The organism is Clostridioides sp. ZZV14-6153, assembly GCF_020657855.1.
In the GTDB taxonomy this organism is placed as follows: Bacteria; Bacillota; Clostridia; order Peptostreptococcales; family Peptostreptococcaceae; genus Clostridioides.
Genome location: NZ_JAGWCZ010000002.1, coordinates 371,929 through 389,329, shown reverse-complemented (window position 1 = coordinate 389,329; position 17,401 = coordinate 371,929). Strand labels below are relative to the sequence as shown.

Here is a 17,401-nt window from a genome sequence, read left to right as displayed (position 1 = left end):
TAGTTTCACCCCTTTTGCTTTTAGGCATTAAAATTTGCAAAATTCTTCTCTTATACCAGACATTTCTTCTGCTATTTCTTCAACTTCTAAAACCATTTCCATCATACTTATTTGATCTTCATATACAGTGTCATCAAATAATTCTTTCATTTGCTCCTCTACAACATGGTAAACACTTAATCCTAAGGCAACTCCAGCAAGTGGTCCAGCGAAAGTTGGATCCCCCGCAGTTACTGTTTCGGCTGCAAGACCTGCAGCTTCGGCTTCAGCAGCACCTAGTAAAATCACAACATTTTCAGCTCCGAATTTATCAGCAGCTTCTTTAACTCTGTTTTGATTTTCTAAGTCCATAGCCCCAGCAGCTGTTCAGACAAAGCATTCTGTAGATGAGAAAACAACCTCTGCTCCTTCTACTGTTTTTACACATTCTTCTATTGCAGGTCCTGGTATACCATCACGGTCACCTATTATAAGAACCTTTTTATTACTAAGTAAACTCATAATAATCCTCCTTATTATATTTCTAATTATTTATATATCTATAACATTCATTATGTTTTGATAGATTTATTTACAATCTTTTTAATTGATATTACTCAATCATAATATTACTAAATCGTTTAATGAAATAACTCTTAATATCCTTTAGCAGTTAAATGACCAAATCCTGTTTCATTAGTTGCACCTGTTATAGCTTGTATTTCAACTTCAATAGTTCCATCAGCTTTTAAACTTCCATCAGAACCACCAGCTATTACATCTACTACTTCTAAATGGCCAATTACCTTATCTAACTTAGGAAGTACTACAACTTGGTTAGCATTTCCACCTGTTACAACAGCATCTGCTCTTACATCTGCATCTGCAAGTGATTGAGAACCTCCATCACGTCCAGCATATTCATCTGTAACTATAACTGTTTTCACACCTTGCATTTCTATTTTTTTGCAGTTCATTATAAGGTCAGTATCTGGATTTCCAAAACCTTCTTGTGAAACTATAACTGCATCTAATCCTAAGTATTTACATAGCTTAGAAGTCCAGTTTGAAGATCTTTCTTTATCTGCTAGGTAAACATTTTCATTAGTTATAATTACGCCTACAAAATTTATATCTTTACCATGTCTTGCATATAAGTCTTCAACAACTCCATTGTTTATATGAACATAACTTGGGTTTTTGTCACATGCAGAAACACAGTTACCACTTACAATTGCTCCGTCCATTAATTCTGTTGGATATAATAATGTTGGCACTATTTGTTTTGCATCTACACCATATACATAAGTGTCATGTAATAATCCTTGAGTTTGAAGCATGTAAACATATCCTACTTTTGGAAGTTCTGGATACTCTTTTATTGACTCAAGAAGAGGTTTAGTTTCATATACTGAAACTTCATCTGGAGTAAGATTTCTTGCTGCTTCTCCTAAATACATTGCTGCTTTGAATCCTATCATTCTAACAGCTTTCTCATGAGCATATTGTTTTAAACCATCAATAGGTTCAGCTACTACTACTACATTATTTAATTTAGAAAATGGAGTGTATTTAGCTCCTTCTCCAGTCATATCTACTATACCTTCTTGAAAACCTACTATCTTTCCAGTAGTTACAACAGCTACACCTTTTAAAGCATGAGTTTTTCCTTCTCCTACAGTGTCAACCTTTGATATGATACCTGGGAATATTCCCCCATTACCTTCAACTTTTACTCTTGGCTCAATAACATCTTTTACAGGTGTTATTCTTATGCTTTCACCTGGACGAGCTAATTCTATATCTATAGACTTAATATGCTCATCTCCACCAATTTCTTGTAGCATCTCTTGCTTATTGATGAATAATACTCCATCTTTCACTTCTGTTACATCACCAAATTGAATATCTTTTATAAAGATTTTTCCTAATTCAAGACGCATACTTGCACCTCCTGTTATTTAATTTTGTATATATGCATTTGAGTTTTTCTCAAAGTTATATCAATATTTTCTAACTTATTTTAAAGATGTTTCCATATTATGTTTTTATGTCTTGATATTTGTTTTATTACTAAAAATTCTTTATCGTAAAAAAAATATTTTATCTAAAATTATTTTTTTAACAAACTTAGACATAAAAACCTTTTTATTTTACTTCTAGACTCAAATAGATTTTTTCTTTGTTTTTGTTAATATTATATCAATATATTAAAGATATTTTTTAATCATGTCTTCTATATTAGTAATTGTAGCATCATCCTTAGTAACTTCGTCTACTTTTTCTCCATCTTTGTATATAGCCATAGTTGGAAGTCCTAATACTTTTTGTTTTATCGCTAATCTTCTAGCTTTTGTTGTATCCATTTTACAGAACTTTATTTTATCCCCATAAGTTTCAGCTAATTTATGAACATCTGGCATTAAAGCTTTACAAGGTTCACAACCTTCACTCCAGAAATCAACAAATACAAAACCTTCTGCATTTAAAACTTCTTCATCAAAAGTACTTTTATCTAAATCTAACATTTTCATGTTCCCCCTTGAAATTTTTATTTTATTTTAATATTTTAAATATTATTCATTGACTTTACCTTACAGCTTTTTAGTTTTCAAACTTTTCATCAATATATTTTTCAGCTACTATAGATGCAATTGCTCCATCGTTAGTTGCAGTTACAACCTGTCTTAGAGTCTTAGATCTACAATCACCTGCTGCAAATACACCTGGTATATTAGTTCTCATGTCTTCATCAGTTATTATATAACCTTTTTCATCCATATCAACTTTGCCTTTGAATAAATCAGTTTGAGCATCTAATCCAACGAAAACAAATACTCCCATTGTTCCATCTTCTTCATCTGCAAAGTACTCATGAGTTTCCCCAGTAACTTTGTTTTTAAATACAACTGATTCTAATATTCCATCACCTTTTATTTCTTCTATTACTGTATCTAGTAAAAACTCTATCTTTGGATTAGCCTTTGCTTTTTCTTCAACACTTTTAGCACATCTAAATCCTTGTCTTCTATGTACAATCGTTACTTTTCTAGCAAATTTAGTTAAATACATTGCTTCCTCTAATGCACTGTCTCCTCCACCTACAACAAATACTTCAAAGTCTTCAAAGAAGTCTGCATCACAAGTTGCACAATATGAAACCCCTTTACCAGTAAGTTCTTTTTCTCCTGGACAACCAATTTTTCTTGGTGTTGCTCCTGTTCCTATTATTACTGCTTTTGCTCTATATTCTGCCTTTTGTCCTTTTAAAACTTTTATATCTCCATCTAGTTCAGTATCTACAATATTGTCTCTTAACATTTCTGCTCCGAACTCTTTACATTGCTCAACCATTCTAGCTATTAGACTTGGTCCTGTTGCATTTGGAACTGACCCTGGATAATTTGCAATTTCATGTGTTATTACAATTTGCCCACCAGTCTTATCTTTTTCTAGGATTAGAGTTTTCAACTTTGCTCTTGCTCCATAAAGACCTGCTGCAAGCCCTGCTGGTCCTGAACCAATTATTACTAAGTCATACACATTTTCCATTTTGACTTATCCTCCCCAATTAAATTTCTTAATTTTTATTTAATATTAAATCAGATTTAATATTTAGGCTATTTTAACAACTTTTTAACAAATTCATTTATTCATACTGCATTCTTTGTATTGTATTATAAAATATGTCATAATCGATTACTCTAAAGTCATCTTGAACGCTTTCTGTCCATGCTGGAGTCTTTTTATTATTCTGAAATTTACTTGCAGTGATGATTGCTTCTTCAATTAAGGTTAAAGAGTTTATATCCAAACGATTTCCTTGTTTTAGTATAATTGTTCTATAAGGTGTTTCATTTGGTTTTACACTCCCATATAGTGGATGAGATAAAAGTTCATATCCTTCGTGTATCAAGTCTCTACTTGTTTCTAAGATTCCAATATAAGTTGTATCTTTAAATAAAACTTCTCTGTCTTGAACTTCTTCTTTTACTTTTGGATTATTTGTAATTATTATCATCTTTTTACTCTCTTTCAAACTTTTATTTATTACTCGATAAATAAAAAACAGGAAAAACAAATCTCCCAATTTGTCTTCCCTGTTAAAATCATTTTCAGAGACCCGTCCAAGCACAGTCATCTTTACCTGAGAATTTCATTTAATCTTCTGGGTATGTAAGATTAAATTTGTCCCTTCGGTCGCTTTTTTATAAAGCAGTCTCCCATACTCTTCGCCCGGATTATTATATTTTCAGAAAATTGAAAAGTTAGCAATTTATCTTTTATTTCTATAAATAGCTTTTTTCTATCTCTGTTGACTTAAGTATATAAACATTCTATAAAATTTGCAATAGTTTTTTTATATGTATTTTGTATACATTTTTACCTTTTTTTCCAAATGTTGATATTACATATTTCCTGTATTTTCTTTTTTTTTTAAGTACAAATCTTTTTTGGTTTATTATTTCATATTGATTAAAAATATAACCATTTTTGTAAGAAAGATATTTTTTTTAAATTTTTGCTCTTACAGAATAAATTTCTCATAATTTTTTACAAATTGATGTCATTTATTTCATCAAACCATGATTTTACATCGTCTATAACAGATTTTATACAGTCATTATTAAATGGAGAATATAGATTTCCTATACTTACAATATCTAAAAATGACTTTGTTCCACCTACTTTACAGATGTTTATATAATCATTCCATCCAGATTCTTTGTCTTTAATCATTTTTTTCCAGAATTGTAATGCACAAATTTGAGCTAATGCGTAGTCTATATAGTAAAAAGGATTTTTAAATATGTGACCTTGTTTAAACCACCAGCAACCTCGTTCTAAAAAAGAATTATCATCATACTTTCTATGTGGTAAGTATTTTTTTTCTAAAAATCTCCATATTTCTTTTCTTTTTGATTTGTCGATATTAGGATTTTTATAAATATAATGCTGAAATTCATCAACAACTACTCCATATGGTATAAACTTAATTGCAGATGATAAATGAGTAAACTTGTACTTATCTGTATCTTCCTTAAAAAATAACTCCATCCATGGCCATGTTATAAATTCCATACTCATTGAATGAATTTCGCAACTATCCAGTGTAGGAAAATTAATCTCTGGCATTTCAATCCATCTAGACATATACAATTGAAATGCATGACCTGCCTCATGCGTCAATACATCTATATCATCAGATGTTTGATTAAAGTTAGAAAAAATAAATGGTGACTTATAATCCGGTACATAAGTACAGTATCCACCAGCCCCTTTTCCTTTCTTTGTTTCTAAATCCATAAGTTCATTTTTCAACATAAAATCAAAAAATTCATCAGTTTCTTTAGATAATTCAGCATACATTCTTTTTCCATTTTCAATTATGTATTCTGAATTACCCTTTAAAGTTGCATTTCCTGTTAAAAATTCTAAGTCTTCATCTATGTAACTCAAAGATTCTAGACCTATTCTTTTAGCTTGCTTTTCATAAAGTTCATCAGCCAGTGGCACAATATATTTTAGTACTTGTTTTCTAAAATTTTCAATCCTATCTTCTCTGTAATTACTTCTCATCATTCTAATATATCCAAGCTCTACAAAGTTTTTAAAACCTAGTTTTTTTGCTATTTTATCTCTCAGTTTAACTAATTTATCAAATATATCATCAAATTTAGATTCATTTTCTTCAAAGAAATTATAATATACCTTATTTGCTAATTTTCTTGTTTTTCTAGACCTAGAACACATAAACATTCCCATTCCAGATAAGTTTCTTTCTTCTCCTACAAACATTATCTGTGCAGATGCTAAAAGTTTAGTATACTCTGAACACAATTTATTTTCTTCTTGTAATTCCTTTATTATCTCTTTGGAAAAACTTTTTAAAGAGTAATCCACTATTGTAAAAAATTGTTCTCCAAATTCTTTTTTCAAATTAGATTTAAATTTTGAATTTGCTATAGCATTATAAAAATATGTATTTAATTCTTCATATAAAGGCATGTATTCATCCCAATAATTTTTTTCCTCTTGATAGAGTTTATCAAGAGTGTTTATACTGTATCTTATAGATGATATGTTTGACAACGTTTCTATTTTATTTCTCAACAAATTAATTTTATGTATATTTTCTTGTTGTTCATCATAACAACAAGAATTATCTATTTCTTCTACACACTTTAAAAACTCTTTTTTTATACTATTATAATTTGGTCTTTCATACTTAAACTCTGAAAACTTCATTTAAAACTCTCCTTTATAAATTTGTTCTTTATATTTATAAATATAGTTTTATATGTATTACATGCTATTATTTACATGTATTACATACTACTATGACTTTATAACTCATTATTTTGAATAACATTTACATTGTAATCATGTTGAATAATAACATATGATTATTGTAATTACAATATTTTATAGAATAAAACTAATTACTGTACAAACTTTAATAAAGTTTGTATATAAAACTATTAACCTTTATAATAGAAGCTTATATCTATATTAAAATGCAAACGATACCATTTTTTATAGATAACATTTATATACTCATAAAAGATACAATATTACATGAATATGTTATATAAATAATAAATTTATCAAAAAATTAATACTATTAAACTTTCTAAATTGCTTATCTCTTGGTATAATAATATACACATTAAATTTTCTACTGAAATTTTGTTCAACACTAGCTGTGTCAACGTTTTCATTAGAAAATTGAGGATATAATTTACTGGAGGTTGATATGTACAGATTAATCGCACTAGATATTGATGGAACAATATTAAATACAAAAAGAAAAGTTACTCCTGAAGTATTTGAATCTATTCAAGAAGCAAAGAAGGCTGGAGCTAAAGTAGTTATAACAACAGGTAGACCCCTTCCTGGTGTCAAAGGACTTTTAAATCAGTTAAATCTAACAGATGAAGGTGATTATGTTATATGCTTCAATGGAGCTATGATTCAAGAGGTTAAAAGTGAAAAAATAATACATGATGTAGAGATGACTTTAGACGACTTTGATTTTATATACAACAATGTTTGTAAAAAATATAATACCAAAATACACATAAATACAATGACAAATTTAGTTACGCCAAACGAAACTCCTGGTAAGTACACACTTCATGAAGCTAAATTGAATGATATAGAAGTTAAATATATACACAAAGATAAAATTGATAAATCTATTAAAATCTGTAAGGTTATGATAGTTGATGAACCAGAAAGATTAGAAGAAATTATAAAACAACTTCCTAAGAATTTATTCAATAGATATACTATAGTAAGGTCTGCCCCTTTTTATTTAGAATTTTTAGGTAAAACTACTAATAAGGGTACCGCACTTCAAACATTATGTAATAATCTAAATATACCTATAGAAAATGCTATTGCTGTTGGTGATGAAGAGAATGACCAACATATGATAAAATATGCAGGACTTGGTGTGGCTATGGGAAATGCACGTAGTAGCATAAAAGAAATTGCTGATTATGTTACTGATACCAACAATGAAAATGGAGTTGCAAAGGTTATAAACAAATATATACTTAATAAAGCTATCTAAATACCTAAAAAAACTAAAAATATCCCTTTAGATTTAAATCCATCTTGTATATATGTCAAATACTAATAATGTATATTACTGATATTATATAGTGTTTTTGTCTAAAGGATATTTTTAGTTTTTGATAGATGTATTCTTATACTAATACTTTTTGTTCAAGTTTAAATATTTTATATGACTCTACTATTGCTTCATTAATATCCAAACAATATATATTTTCATCATCTGATAATCCTGCTTCTTTTGTCCACGCATCAAAATCATTCTTCGTCCAGAAGAAATTCATTACATTTCAGCAACTTGCTGCCCAATTTGAATGCTTATCAAGGTTTATATGAAGCACTCTTAAATCTGGATTGTTTACATATTCAATTTTTTCATCTTTTATAAATATTTCTATTTCTTTACCTGTGGCACTACAAATAGAATTTATTCTCACATCTCGATTAAATGTACAAGAAGTTCCTATTGCATCTATAGCACACATTGCACTAAAGCTTCGATTATCACTTAATATAACTTTATGATTAGTAGGTAATGCTGATACTGGATATATAAAATTTATACTATCTCCATCAACAACCATTATATTTTTATCAATAAAATGTTTTAGTGTAGTTTCTAGATATTCTTTTTCTAAATTTAAATTTTCACTTATATGTTCAATTACTTCTTTAAGTGTAACACTAGAACATTTATCTATTATCATATCCATAATATATATTCTTATTTTTCGTTGTGTATCATCTAAACTATTGTATTTTTCTATTTGACTCATTTCTACTCCTCTTTAAACATCATAACATTTTGACAAAATGTCAGTTAATTTATTCTTATATTCTTCATATTCTTGACTCCCTCTAGCCCTAGGTCTTGGAATATCTATATTTATATCGTCAAGAATCCTTCCCTTATCCCTTGACATTACTATAACTCTATCACTCATATATACAGCTTCATCAACATCATGAGTTACCATTAATGCAGTTATTTTCTTTTTTGTCCATATTCTTTCAAGTTCTTCTTGTAAGTTTTGTCTCATTTGAAAATCAACTGCTCCTAGTGGTTCATCCATTAATAATACTTCAGGATTACATGCTAAAGCTCTTATCATAGCAACTCTTTGTTTCATTCCTCCAGACAATTGATGAGGAAACAGCTTTTCTTTCCCTTTTAAATCAGACATAACCAAAAGCTCTTCCAACATTTCTTCTCTCTTTTCTTTTGGTATTTTCTGTTGTTTCATAGGAAATAGAACATTGCCTCTTATAGTCTTCCACGGAAATAGAGCGTAGTTTTGAAATATAAAAGCTCTATCTATACCTGGTTTTTTAACTTTTTTATCATTTATAAAAACATCTCCACTCTCTGCCTTTTGAAATCCACCTATTATAGTAAGTAAAGTTGTTTTTCCACATCCTGATGGTCCTAAAAGACAAACAAATTGACCATTTTCTATATCTATACTTATATCTTCCAAAACCTTTGTATGTACTTTGCTATTTACAAATGTTTTATTTATATCTCTAACACTTAATTTCATTAATCTGCAAACCTCCATCTACAAAGGATTTTATTTATAAATTTTAGTACTCTATCTATTATAAATCCTATTAAAGCTGCAAATATCATAAGCCCAATTAATACATCTGTATGCATCAATGTCTGAGCTTGTACCATGGAGTAACCGAGACCGGCACTCGTAGCTATGAACTCAGCTCAGATAACAGACATCCATCCTGTACTTATAGCAATTCTTGAACCAGTCAATATATCTGGAAGAGATGCTGGTACTATTACATTTGCAAATATTACAATTGGTGATGCTCCCATACTTCTAGCTGCATTATAATAATCCTTTGATATTGCTCTTACACCTTGAATAGTATTTAAAATTATGGGAAAAACACCTGAAAAAGCTATTAAAAATATTGTTGGACCATCTCCTATACCAAACCATACTATTGTAAGAGGAACCCATGCCATTATAGGAACTTGTCTTACAGAATCTACTACTGGAGATAAAAGCTTTTCAAAAGTCTTAGAAAATCCCATAATAAATCCTATTGGAAGTCCAAACAATAATGCATACATAAATCCTTTAAGCACTCTTTGCAATGTTATAAACAGATTAGTCACTGTCTCTGCATCTGTCACACAGTAAAAGAAACCTTTTATTACATCTACTGGCATTGGGAGTAATAAAGAACTCCCTATATCTTTTGCTGCAAAATGCCAGGCTAAAAATATAATAACTAAGAGTATTATTTTATATAAAATGTCCATACTACTTTTAGATTTTTTCTTAGCTATTCTATCTCCTCTATCTTTAGAAATTTTAATTTCCAACTTCTTATTTCCTCCATATCTATATTTCTTATATTCTTATACTCTTTTAATGATTTCTTAAATATAGCTTCATGCTTTAAATCATCAACACTTTTATTGTATAGTTTTATAAAATCACTATACGACTTGCTTTTCTTAAACTCCTTATTCACAACTAATACATATGTATCATAGTCACCTAATTCAGCTGTAGATTTTTTTTCGCCTTCTAACCCAATTGCTTTTATGCAATCTATTACAACACCATCTACTAAATTACTTTCTAGTCCATATGCTAGTGCTGTCCCTAATAATGGAGAAACTTTTATATTTTCATAGTATTTTTTTACTAATTCAGATTGATAATTTCTATTTTGAATTATTCCTATTTTTTGAGGATTGTTCTTCTTTAATAAAAATATATCTGAATTTTGAACTACTGTACCAACAATTTCAAACTCACTCGTTGCATTTACATACTGCTTTGCTGCATCTTTACATATGATTGCTATATCTATTTCCTCTGAACTCAGAGCCCATTGCATTGTACTTGCTCAGCAATCATTAATTGTAAAAGTCTCCATTACATCGCTTACTTTTATGTTTTCAAAGTAATCTTTATTTATCATATAATTTATTACAAAACCAGAGGTATCATCAGATACCCCTATTCTTAATTTTCCTTTTATTTCTTCTTTATCTTCAAAATTAAAAAATATTATAAATATACTTCCTAAAATAATGATAAAAAGTATTATTATATTTTTTATTCTCTCCATTTACTTATAATACCTTTGCCTTCCAATCTTCATAACTCATGCCTTCTGGAAACTCTGGATTAACTTTTTCTTTTATAAACTTATCGAAATCGTCTGCCCCACAAGAATCTAATAAACTTGTATCAATTGTATCTTCATATTTAGGTATATCATCTAATGCCTTTAAATCTTTATACATTTGTAAATTGTTTTTATATTCTTCTCCTGTAACTTTCCAAGTAAGCGTTCTACCTTCTCCAACTGTCTTTTTATAAATAGTTCTAAGTGCAACTTCTTCTTCTACATTATAATATTTTGCAAATATTTTAGCTGCTTCTGCTGGATTTGTATATATATATTCTATTGCTTTAGTATGAGCTAAAACCAATTGTTTTGCTAAATCTGGATGCTCTTTTATAAAGTTTTTATTCAATGAGAATGAGCAACAGTTATATTCTTTATCATTAGCTTTTTCTTTATATTGAGTTGATGCTATTATTTTTCCTACTCCATCATTTTCAGCTACAGAACCCCAAGGGTCACAAGATGTAAATGCTTGTATCTTTCCAGTTTTAAGAGCTAAATATTTATCTTTATCTGAATCCATATTTACAACTTCATATTTTGATGAATCAGTTGGTAATCCTGTTTCTGGTCCATAATCACTTGTCCATAAGAAATCACTCATATCTGTTGCAATTTTTTTACCCACTAAATCCTTAGGCTCTTTTATATCATTTGAAACTATTAGATATTCAGACCCACCTGTGTGATTATTTGCTGCTATTGTTATTGGTGAACCTTTAGGTATGGCTCCTACTAGCCCCTTTGTTCCTATATAACCAGCATCCATCTTACCTGCTGCCATGGCTTCAGGAACTTTACCATTCCCAACAGTTTTTACATTAAGACCTAAATCTTTATATATTCCTGCTGCTTCTGCTACTGGTCCAGCTGTCATATGGTCACAATTATAATACCCTACTGTTATCGCATAATCATCATTTCCAGCTTTTTTCCCCTCTTCTTTCGGTTTACTGCTACATCCAGTTAGTATAGATGCTCCCATTACACTAACTAAGATTAATGCTTGAATCTTTTTAGATACTTTCATTTCAATTTCCCACCTTATTATGTATTATTTTTATTTTTAGCAACACTTGTCCATATCTTCTCCAAATAAATCAACAAGTTTTTTACCCTCTACTCTGTAAATAGCGTATCCTACATTGCCATTTTTAGAACCTGACACTATTACTTCTATTGGTGGCTTCTCATCAATATTTTTAAAAGTTATAGTTTGATTCTCTATAGGTGCTGGTATTGGTTTTGTTATATAATGACCATCTTTATCAGAAACTACCACTACCATTTCATTTGAATTATTACCTTTTTTATATATAACTACTAAATCTTTTTTTCCATCATTGTTTAAGTCTTCTTCAGCACAAGTTATTATATCTTCCTTATAATTTTTCTTGAAATATTTTAATGTTTCTTGATTTACATTTGGAATAGAGTCATTTTGTTTAAGGTTATCATCAACTACCCTTGATAAAACTATTAATGCAATCACTACACATGATATTATAAGTACCTTTTTAAGCATGATTTCCTATGACCTCTTTCATCTTTGGTATTACTGCTTTAAGTGCAAATAAAATAATTAAAATAGTACATATATATTCAAAACTATCTGGTATATTTAACATTAGTTTATTTGCTAATTGTATTGAAGAATTTGTTGTCTCTAAATTCACAGTATTGTTGTTTGCCAAAAGTAAATTTGTTATATAACCTATTATTATTGAACAGAGTGTTAGCGTAACTGAATATATAACAACAGTTCTTTTTCCAATAAGTTTACACATGCTTATAAGTTCTGGTAAGTTTGTCGCTGCCCCAGCTATCAAAAATGTTATGGCTATCCCAGGAGATGCTCCACTTGCAACAAGAGCTGCTATAAATGGAATATGTCCTACAGCACATACATACATAACACATGCAAGTATTGAGATACTTCCAAGAGATAGTAAACCTGGATTTCCTAAATATTTTTGAATTATACTATTTGGAAAAATTGTTGTTATAAATCCGGCAAAAAGCATCCCCATTATTACATATTTACTAATAGTAAGTGCTAACTCTCCAAAAGACCATTTAAGCCCATCAATCATATTTTCTATAAAACTTCTCTTTTCTTCTTCTAATTCTATAGCTTCTTCATCTGAGCCCTTTTGCAGAAATAATTCTTCTTTTCCAAAAGTATTCCCCAAAACTCCTACTAAAAATGGTACTAAAAATCCAGATATAAGATAAATGATTGTGATTTTAGGTCCCAAAAGGCCTAAGCAAAGAACTACAGCTATTGGATTTATTATTGGAGTTGATGTCATAAAGGCAAGTACTGGCCCTAAGTATGCTCCCGAATAATACATACTTATCCCCAATGGTATTACACCACAACTGCAAATTGGTAAAAACATCCCTGAAATAGTGCTTTTAATCAAAGAAGAAAAATTCTTATTTCCAAGTTGTTTTTGAAACCTTTTTGGCGTTAAAACATTGTGAAGAACTCCTGCCAATACAAAACTTATCATAAGCCATCCCGATGCTCCATTTAGTGTAACTATAGAAGCTACTATAGTGTTTTTCACTCCACTTAAAACAATTTCTAATATATTCATTTTTACTGCTCCTAATTTTTAAACTTTTAACTATTATTTATAGCTTCTACTATTGCTTTTTCGATGGTATCTTTATTTAATCTATCGTACTTCTTTTTTTGGTTTATTATCAATGTTCCTTTTGTTATGATTCCATACTTCTTGACATATGAGAAATCCTTACCTGCTTGGTAAAGTTTTACGTCTAATTTATCAGTATACTTCTCAGATATTTTTTTTATAAACACTCCATGCTCATCACAAGATGGTCAAGTATTTATGAATTCAACTAAAATTTTAGCCATTTGTCCATCCCCTACTCTAAACAATTTATCTTTTACTTAAAATAATCCACAGAAAATTTTTTCTATGGATTGTATACCTCAAGATTTTATAATGTTATAACTTGGTCCACACCTGCACCACCTAAACAAGCATATAAATTTGGGAAACATCCAATTGTAGCTCCATCAACCAAGTTATCCTCTATACCTCTTTCTATAGCACACTGGTCACAAGCCATTATTATCATATCTGTCTTTTCATGTAATTTACTTAATCTTTCTCCTACTGGATTATCTTTAGACAAAAATAAGGTGTTATCCATAAAGAAAAACATACCTAAGACATCTACTCCATGAGTTCCTTGTTCTAATTGTGGTATTATCATTTTGTCTAGAATTTTATGTGCGTTAGTACTACTAAAAATATAAGCTACTTTCATTTTTATTCCCCCTATACTTTTTCATCTAAATTTTATACAAAATTTTACATATGTAATTATATTATAAGTTTATTCGTATTTATCTGTAAAATTGATAATAACTATATTATGAAAGTTGTATATAGCGTTTATCTATATTTATTCAATTACTTTTTTATTATTTTGTCTTTTCAGTTAACTTTAATAAATAAAAAATAGATTACTTAAATTTATCTAACTTATTTAAGTAATCTATTTTAATTATTTATCATATTATTAAATTAAATCTATTTTAATACTTTTTTATATATTTCTTAAGTTTTTCATACTTATATCAAGAGCTTTTACTGAGTGTGTAAGCGCTCCCACAGAGACAACATCAACACCAATTTTTCCTATAGATTCTATTGTATCTAAATTTACATTTCCAGAAAACTCTACAACTGCTCTCCCATCTATCATTTCTACAGCCTTTTTTGCTGTCTCCAAATTCATATTATCTAACATTATTATATCTGCTTTAGCCTCTATAGCTTCTTTTACCATCTCTAGAGTTTCCACTTCTACCTCTATTTTTCTGACAAAAGAAGTGTTTTTTCTAGCTAATTCAACTGCATTTTTAACACTACCTGCAGCTCCAATATGATTATCTTTGAGTAATATTCCATCAGATAAATTAAATCTATGATTGCATCCTCCACCTACTTTTACAGAATATTTATCTAAAATTCTAAGATTAGGTATTGTTTTTCTACTATCCAATAGTTTAGTATTTGTACCTTCAAGTTTTTCCACATACATGCTTGTAGTAGTAGCTATTCCGCTCATTCTTTGTAAATAATTTAAAGCTACACGTTCTCCCACAAGTAAGTTTCTAGTATTTCCAGTTAATACAGCTATCTTTTCACCATTATTTACCCTATCGCCATCATTTTTATACAACTCTATCTCTACATCTCCAAGTATTTCAAAAACCCTTTTAAACACACCTAAACCTGCTATTATACCATCTTGTTTACAAATTAAATCTACAGTAGACTTAGAATTTTCATCTACAATAGAATTAGTTGTTATATCCTCACTTGGAACATCTTCTATTAAAGCATCTTGTATCATTTTATCAATAATCAAATAATTCATCACCAAAATCCTCACTTGTTCTTTCTATTTCTTTTATAACTAATATTTTATTCTCTTCCTTTACTTTTTCCACATCCACATCTATATTTGGTACATCTATAAACTTCACTTCTATACTACCTATAACTGAGTTTATATTTTTAGCTGCTCTTTTTGAAAATACAAGACCTTCAAGTAGTGAATTGCTTGCTAGTCGATTAGCTCCATGAACACCTGTACAACTAATTTCACCTACTGCATATAGGTTCTCCATAGATGTTTTTGAATCTAAATCAACATGTATTCCCCCCATAAAATAATGTTGTGCAGGAGATACCTTTATGTATTCTTTGGTTATATCTGTTCCTCTATTTAAACATTCATTGTATATAAAAGAAAATCTATTGATTAAATATTCACTATCTAAGTGTGTTGCATCTAAGTATACATAAGGTAAATCATCTTTTTCCATTTGTTCAAAAATAGCTTTTGAAACTACATCTCTTGGAAGAAGTTCATCTACAAATCTTTCTTTGTTTTTGTTTAAAAGTTTAGCTCCTTCTCCTCTTAAAGATTCAGATATAAGCATCCTTCTGCCTTCACTATTTTCTTCATAGAAAGCTGTTGGGTGTATTTGAATATATTCTAAATTTTCTATTTTAATATTATTTCTTAATGCTATGGCAATTCCATCACCTGTAAGGTGTCTTTGATTAGTAGAATTTTTAAAAAGTCCACCAATTCCACCTGTAGCTAAAACTACTACCTTTGAAAAGATATGAATTTCTTTTTGAGACTTAAAAATTCTAGCTCCTACACACTTATTACCATCTTTTAATATATCTAAAAGATAAGCATCTTCTATAAGAGTTATATTTTCTCTAGTTTTAGCTTCTTTTAATAGAGTCTTAAAAACAACCTCTCCTGTATTATCTTTGCTATGAACTATTCTATTTACGCTATGAGCTCCCTCTCTTGTATAATCTATCTCTCCATTTTCTTTGTCTAAAGGCATACCATAGTCTACTATTTGACCTACATTTTCTATAGATTCATCTGCAAGAACTTTGACTGCTTCGACCCTATTTTTATACTGACCAGCCTTCATTGTATCTTCTACAAAAGACTCTATATCATCAATATTTCTAGCAGTCGAAATTCCACCTTGTGCAAGATATGTATTATTGTTTTCAATTGTAGATTTTGATACTACTAACACATTTAAATTTTTATCCAAATTTAATGCACAATATAATCCCGAAACACCACTTCCAATTATTAAAACATCCTGTTCTAAATTCATAAGTCTATCCCTCTATCCTTCTGCTAATCTGTGCATATTAAGCAGTGAACTTAAAGCTTTTTCCATAATTTCATCTTCTACAATAACTTCGTTTTCCATATTTTTAAGAGTACTATACAAATTCTCTAATGTCGTTTTTTTCATATCTGTACATAGTATTCTTCCACCTGGAATATAAAAATTTTTATTAGGATTGTTTTTCTTTAATTCATGTAAGATACCCTCTTCAGTTGCTATTATAAAATCTGTATTTTTGCTGTTAGTAGCATATTTTATTATTCCTGATGTACTCCCTACATAATCTCCTAAGTCTCTTATTTCTTTTTTACATTCTGGATGTACCAATACTTCTGCATCTTTATACTTTTCTTTCAATTCAATTATTTCTTCAATTTTTATATTGTTGTGATATTTACAATATCCATCCCAAAATATAAATTCTTTATTAGGGAATTTTTCTGCAATATATCCTCCTAGGTTCTTGTCTGGAAGGAATATAATTTCTTTATTATCTATGTTTTCTAATATTTTAATTGCACTAGATGATGTAACTGAAACATCACAATGTGCTTTAACTTTAGCTGTAGAGTTTATATAACATACAACCAAAGCATTTGGATACTGTTGTTTTAGTTTTATCACGCCTTCTTCATCTACCATATCTGCCATAGCACATCCAGCGTTACTTACTGGCATCAATACAGTTTTTTCAGGTGATAATATCTTAGCACTTTCTCCCATAAATCTCACACCACAAAATACAACCACTTCTTCTTTACAATCTCTAGCAATTTCACTTAAGTAATACGAATCTCCAACTGCATCTGCTAATTCTTGTATTTCTGGTGGTTGATAAAAATGAGCAAGTATTATTGCATTTTTTTCTTTCTTTAGCTCTTTGATTTGATATGTTAAATCTTTATCCATAATTGCACCGCTTTCTATATGTACTAGTGTATATACACC

At 29.2% G+C, this 17,401-nt stretch carries 19 protein-coding genes and 1 riboswitch; of the genes, 1 reads left to right on the top strand and 18 read right to left on the bottom strand.

From position 1 onward, the window contains the following. Positions 1–27 precede the first annotated feature (27 nt). The 6 genes from grdA to KGF46_RS04540 all read right to left on the bottom strand — a co-directional run bounded on the left by grdA (position 28) and on the right by KGF46_RS04540 (position 6,228). Positions 28–501 (bottom strand): glycine/sarcosine/betaine reductase complex selenoprotein A, encoded by a 474-nt coding sequence (gene grdA / locus KGF46_RS04565; protein ID WP_227829256.1) that lies wholly within the window; start codon positions 499–501, stop codon positions 28–30. Between the two features lie 134 nt (positions 502–635). Continuing rightward, positions 636–1,922 (bottom strand): glycine/sarcosine/betaine reductase component B subunit, encoded by a 1,287-nt coding sequence (locus tag KGF46_RS04560; protein ID WP_227829257.1) that lies wholly within the window; start codon positions 1,920–1,922, stop codon positions 636–638. 267 nt (positions 1,923–2,189) lie between these two features. Then, positions 2,190–2,507 carry a thioredoxin TrxA gene (trxA, locus tag KGF46_RS04555; RefSeq protein ID WP_227432681.1) on the bottom strand — a complete coding sequence of 106 codons (318 nt, stop codon included), beginning with the start codon at positions 2,505–2,507 and terminating at the stop codon, positions 2,190–2,192. Between the two features lie 76 nt (positions 2,508–2,583). Beyond that, the gene (gene trxB / locus KGF46_RS04550) at positions 2,584–3,531 is read right to left on the bottom strand and encodes a thioredoxin-disulfide reductase (protein WP_227432680.1); all 948 of its coding nucleotides are present in this window, start codon (positions 3,529–3,531) and stop codon (positions 2,584–2,586) included. Between the two features lie 97 nt (positions 3,532–3,628). Further along, positions 3,629–4,000: a GrdX family protein gene (locus tag KGF46_RS04545; protein WP_227829258.1), complete on the bottom strand. Its 372-nt coding sequence runs from the start codon at positions 3,998–4,000 to the stop codon at positions 3,629–3,631. Positions 4,001–4,103: 103 nt separating this feature from the next. Continuing rightward, positions 4,104–4,215, bottom strand: a riboswitch (glycine riboswitch). Between the two features lie 318 nt (positions 4,216–4,533). Then, entirely contained in the window at positions 4,534–6,228 is a 1,695-nt protein-coding gene (locus KGF46_RS04540; protein WP_227829259.1) for a M3 family oligoendopeptidase, read from the bottom strand. Positions 6,229–6,736: 508 nt separating this feature from the next. Between KGF46_RS04540 and yidA the strand changes: the two genes are divergently transcribed. Further along, positions 6,737–7,558: a sugar-phosphatase gene (gene yidA, locus KGF46_RS04535; protein WP_227829260.1), complete on the top strand. Its 822-nt coding sequence runs from the start codon at positions 6,737–6,739 to the stop codon at positions 7,556–7,558. A gap of 136 nt (positions 7,559–7,694) precedes the next feature. Here yidA and saoL read toward each other — a convergent pair whose 3' ends face one another. From saoL to nadA, 12 genes are all read right to left on the bottom strand, one after another. After that, entirely contained in the window at positions 7,695–8,336 is a 642-nt protein-coding gene (gene saoL / locus KGF46_RS04525) for a MerB-like organometallic lyase SaoL (protein WP_255287726.1), read from the bottom strand. A gap of 12 nt (positions 8,337–8,348) precedes the next feature. Then, positions 8,349–9,101: an ABC transporter ATP-binding protein SaoA gene (saoA, locus tag KGF46_RS04520; protein ID WP_227829263.1), complete on the bottom strand. Its 753-nt coding sequence runs from the start codon at positions 9,099–9,101 to the stop codon at positions 8,349–8,351. Further along, positions 9,101–9,907, bottom strand: coding sequence for an ABC transporter permease subunit SaoP (saoP, locus tag KGF46_RS04515; protein ID WP_255611287.1), 807 nt, complete (start codon positions 9,905–9,907; stop codon positions 9,101–9,103). Before saoP ends, saoA begins: the two co-directional genes overlap by 1 nt. Beyond that, positions 9,868–10,665 carry an ABC transporter substrate-binding (seleno)protein SaoB gene (saoB, locus tag KGF46_RS04510; RefSeq protein ID WP_255287728.1) on the bottom strand — a complete coding sequence of 266 codons (798 nt, stop codon included), beginning with the start codon at positions 10,663–10,665 and terminating at the stop codon, positions 9,868–9,870. The genes saoP and saoB overlap by 40 nt, the downstream gene beginning before the upstream one ends. Before the next feature lie 4 nt (positions 10,666–10,669). Then, positions 10,670–11,758: an ABC transporter substrate-binding subunit SaoX gene (gene saoX, locus KGF46_RS04500; protein ID WP_227829267.1), complete on the bottom strand. Its 1,089-nt coding sequence runs from the start codon at positions 11,756–11,758 to the stop codon at positions 10,670–10,672. A gap of 36 nt (positions 11,759–11,794) precedes the next feature. Continuing rightward, the gene (gene saoC, locus KGF46_RS04495; RefSeq protein ID WP_227829268.1) at positions 11,795–12,253 is read right to left on the bottom strand and encodes a Cys-Cys-COOH (seleno)protein SaoC; all 459 of its coding nucleotides are present in this window, start codon (positions 12,251–12,253) and stop codon (positions 11,795–11,797) included. Further along, a complete protein-coding gene (gene saoE / locus KGF46_RS04490; RefSeq protein ID WP_227829269.1) occupies positions 12,246–13,331 on the bottom strand; it encodes an efflux transporter SaoE in 1,086 nt (361 codons plus the stop codon). Before saoE ends, saoC begins: the two co-directional genes overlap by 8 nt. Positions 13,332–13,357: 26 nt before the next feature. After that, on the bottom strand, positions 13,358–13,615 hold the full coding sequence (saoT, locus tag KGF46_RS04485) for a thioredoxin-like (seleno)protein SaoT (RefSeq protein ID WP_255287729.1): 258 nt from the start codon (positions 13,613–13,615) through the stop codon (positions 13,358–13,360). Between the two features lie 86 nt (positions 13,616–13,701). Beyond that, entirely contained in the window at positions 13,702–14,034 is a 333-nt protein-coding gene (gene saoD, locus KGF46_RS04480) for a DsrE-related protein SaoD (protein ID WP_227829271.1), read from the bottom strand. 282 nt (positions 14,035–14,316) lie between these two features. Then, complete coding sequence (nadC, locus tag KGF46_RS04475) at positions 14,317–15,153, bottom strand: carboxylating nicotinate-nucleotide diphosphorylase (protein WP_227829272.1); 837 nt, start codon at positions 15,151–15,153, stop codon at positions 14,317–14,319. Continuing rightward, positions 15,134–16,435 (bottom strand): L-aspartate oxidase, encoded by a 1,302-nt coding sequence (locus KGF46_RS04470; protein ID WP_227829273.1) that lies wholly within the window; start codon positions 16,433–16,435, stop codon positions 15,134–15,136. The genes nadC and KGF46_RS04470 overlap by 20 nt, the downstream gene beginning before the upstream one ends. A 12-nt stretch (positions 16,436–16,447) precedes the next feature. Continuing rightward, positions 16,448–17,362, bottom strand: a complete 915-nt coding sequence (gene nadA / locus KGF46_RS04465) for a quinolinate synthase NadA (protein WP_227829274.1) — start codon at positions 17,360–17,362, stop codon at positions 16,448–16,450. Between the last annotated feature and the right edge of the window lie 39 nt (positions 17,363–17,401).

Bases quoted from the DNA above. Each gene is read 5' to 3' on its own strand.
- KGF46_RS04560 (WP_227829257.1), bottom strand. From the start codon at position 1,922: ATGCGTCTTGAATTAGGAAAAATCTTTATAAAAGATATTCAATTTGGT.
- trxA (WP_227432681.1), bottom strand. From the start codon at position 2,507: ATGTTAGATTTAGATAAAAGTACTTTTGATGAAGAAGTTTTAAATGCA.
- trxB (WP_227432680.1), bottom strand. From the start codon at position 3,531: ATGGAAAATGTGTATGACTTAGTAATAATTGGTTCAGGACCAGCAGGG.
- KGF46_RS04545 (WP_227829258.1), bottom strand. From the start codon at position 4,000: ATGATAATAATTACAAATAATCCAAAAGTAAAAGAAGAAGTTCAAGAC.
- KGF46_RS04540 (WP_227829259.1), bottom strand. From the start codon at position 6,228: ATGAAGTTTTCAGAGTTTAAGTATGAAAGACCAAATTATAATAGTATA.
- yidA (WP_227829260.1), top strand. From the start codon at position 6,737: ATGTACAGATTAATCGCACTAGATATTGATGGAACAATATTAAATACA.
- saoA (WP_227829263.1), bottom strand. From the start codon at position 9,101: ATGAAATTAAGTGTTAGAGATATAAATAAAACATTTGTAAATAGCAAA.
- saoX (WP_227829267.1), bottom strand. From the start codon at position 11,758: ATGAAAGTATCTAAAAAGATTCAAGCATTAATCTTAGTTAGTGTAATG.
- saoC (WP_227829268.1), bottom strand. From the start codon at position 12,253: ATGCTTAAAAAGGTACTTATAATATCATGTGTAGTGATTGCATTAATA.
- saoE (WP_227829269.1), bottom strand. From the start codon at position 13,331: ATGAATATATTAGAAATTGTTTTAAGTGGAGTGAAAAACACTATAGTA.
- saoD (WP_227829271.1), bottom strand. From the start codon at position 14,034: ATGAAAGTAGCTTATATTTTTAGTAGTACTAACGCACATAAAATTCTA.
- nadC (WP_227829272.1), bottom strand. From the start codon at position 15,153: ATGAATTATTTGATTATTGATAAAATGATACAAGATGCTTTAATAGAA.
- KGF46_RS04470 (WP_227829273.1), bottom strand. From the start codon at position 16,435: ATGAATTTAGAACAGGATGTTTTAATAATTGGAAGTGGTGTTTCGGGA.
- nadA (WP_227829274.1), bottom strand. From the start codon at position 17,362: ATGGATAAAGATTTAACATATCAAATCAAAGAGCTAAAGAAAGAAAAA.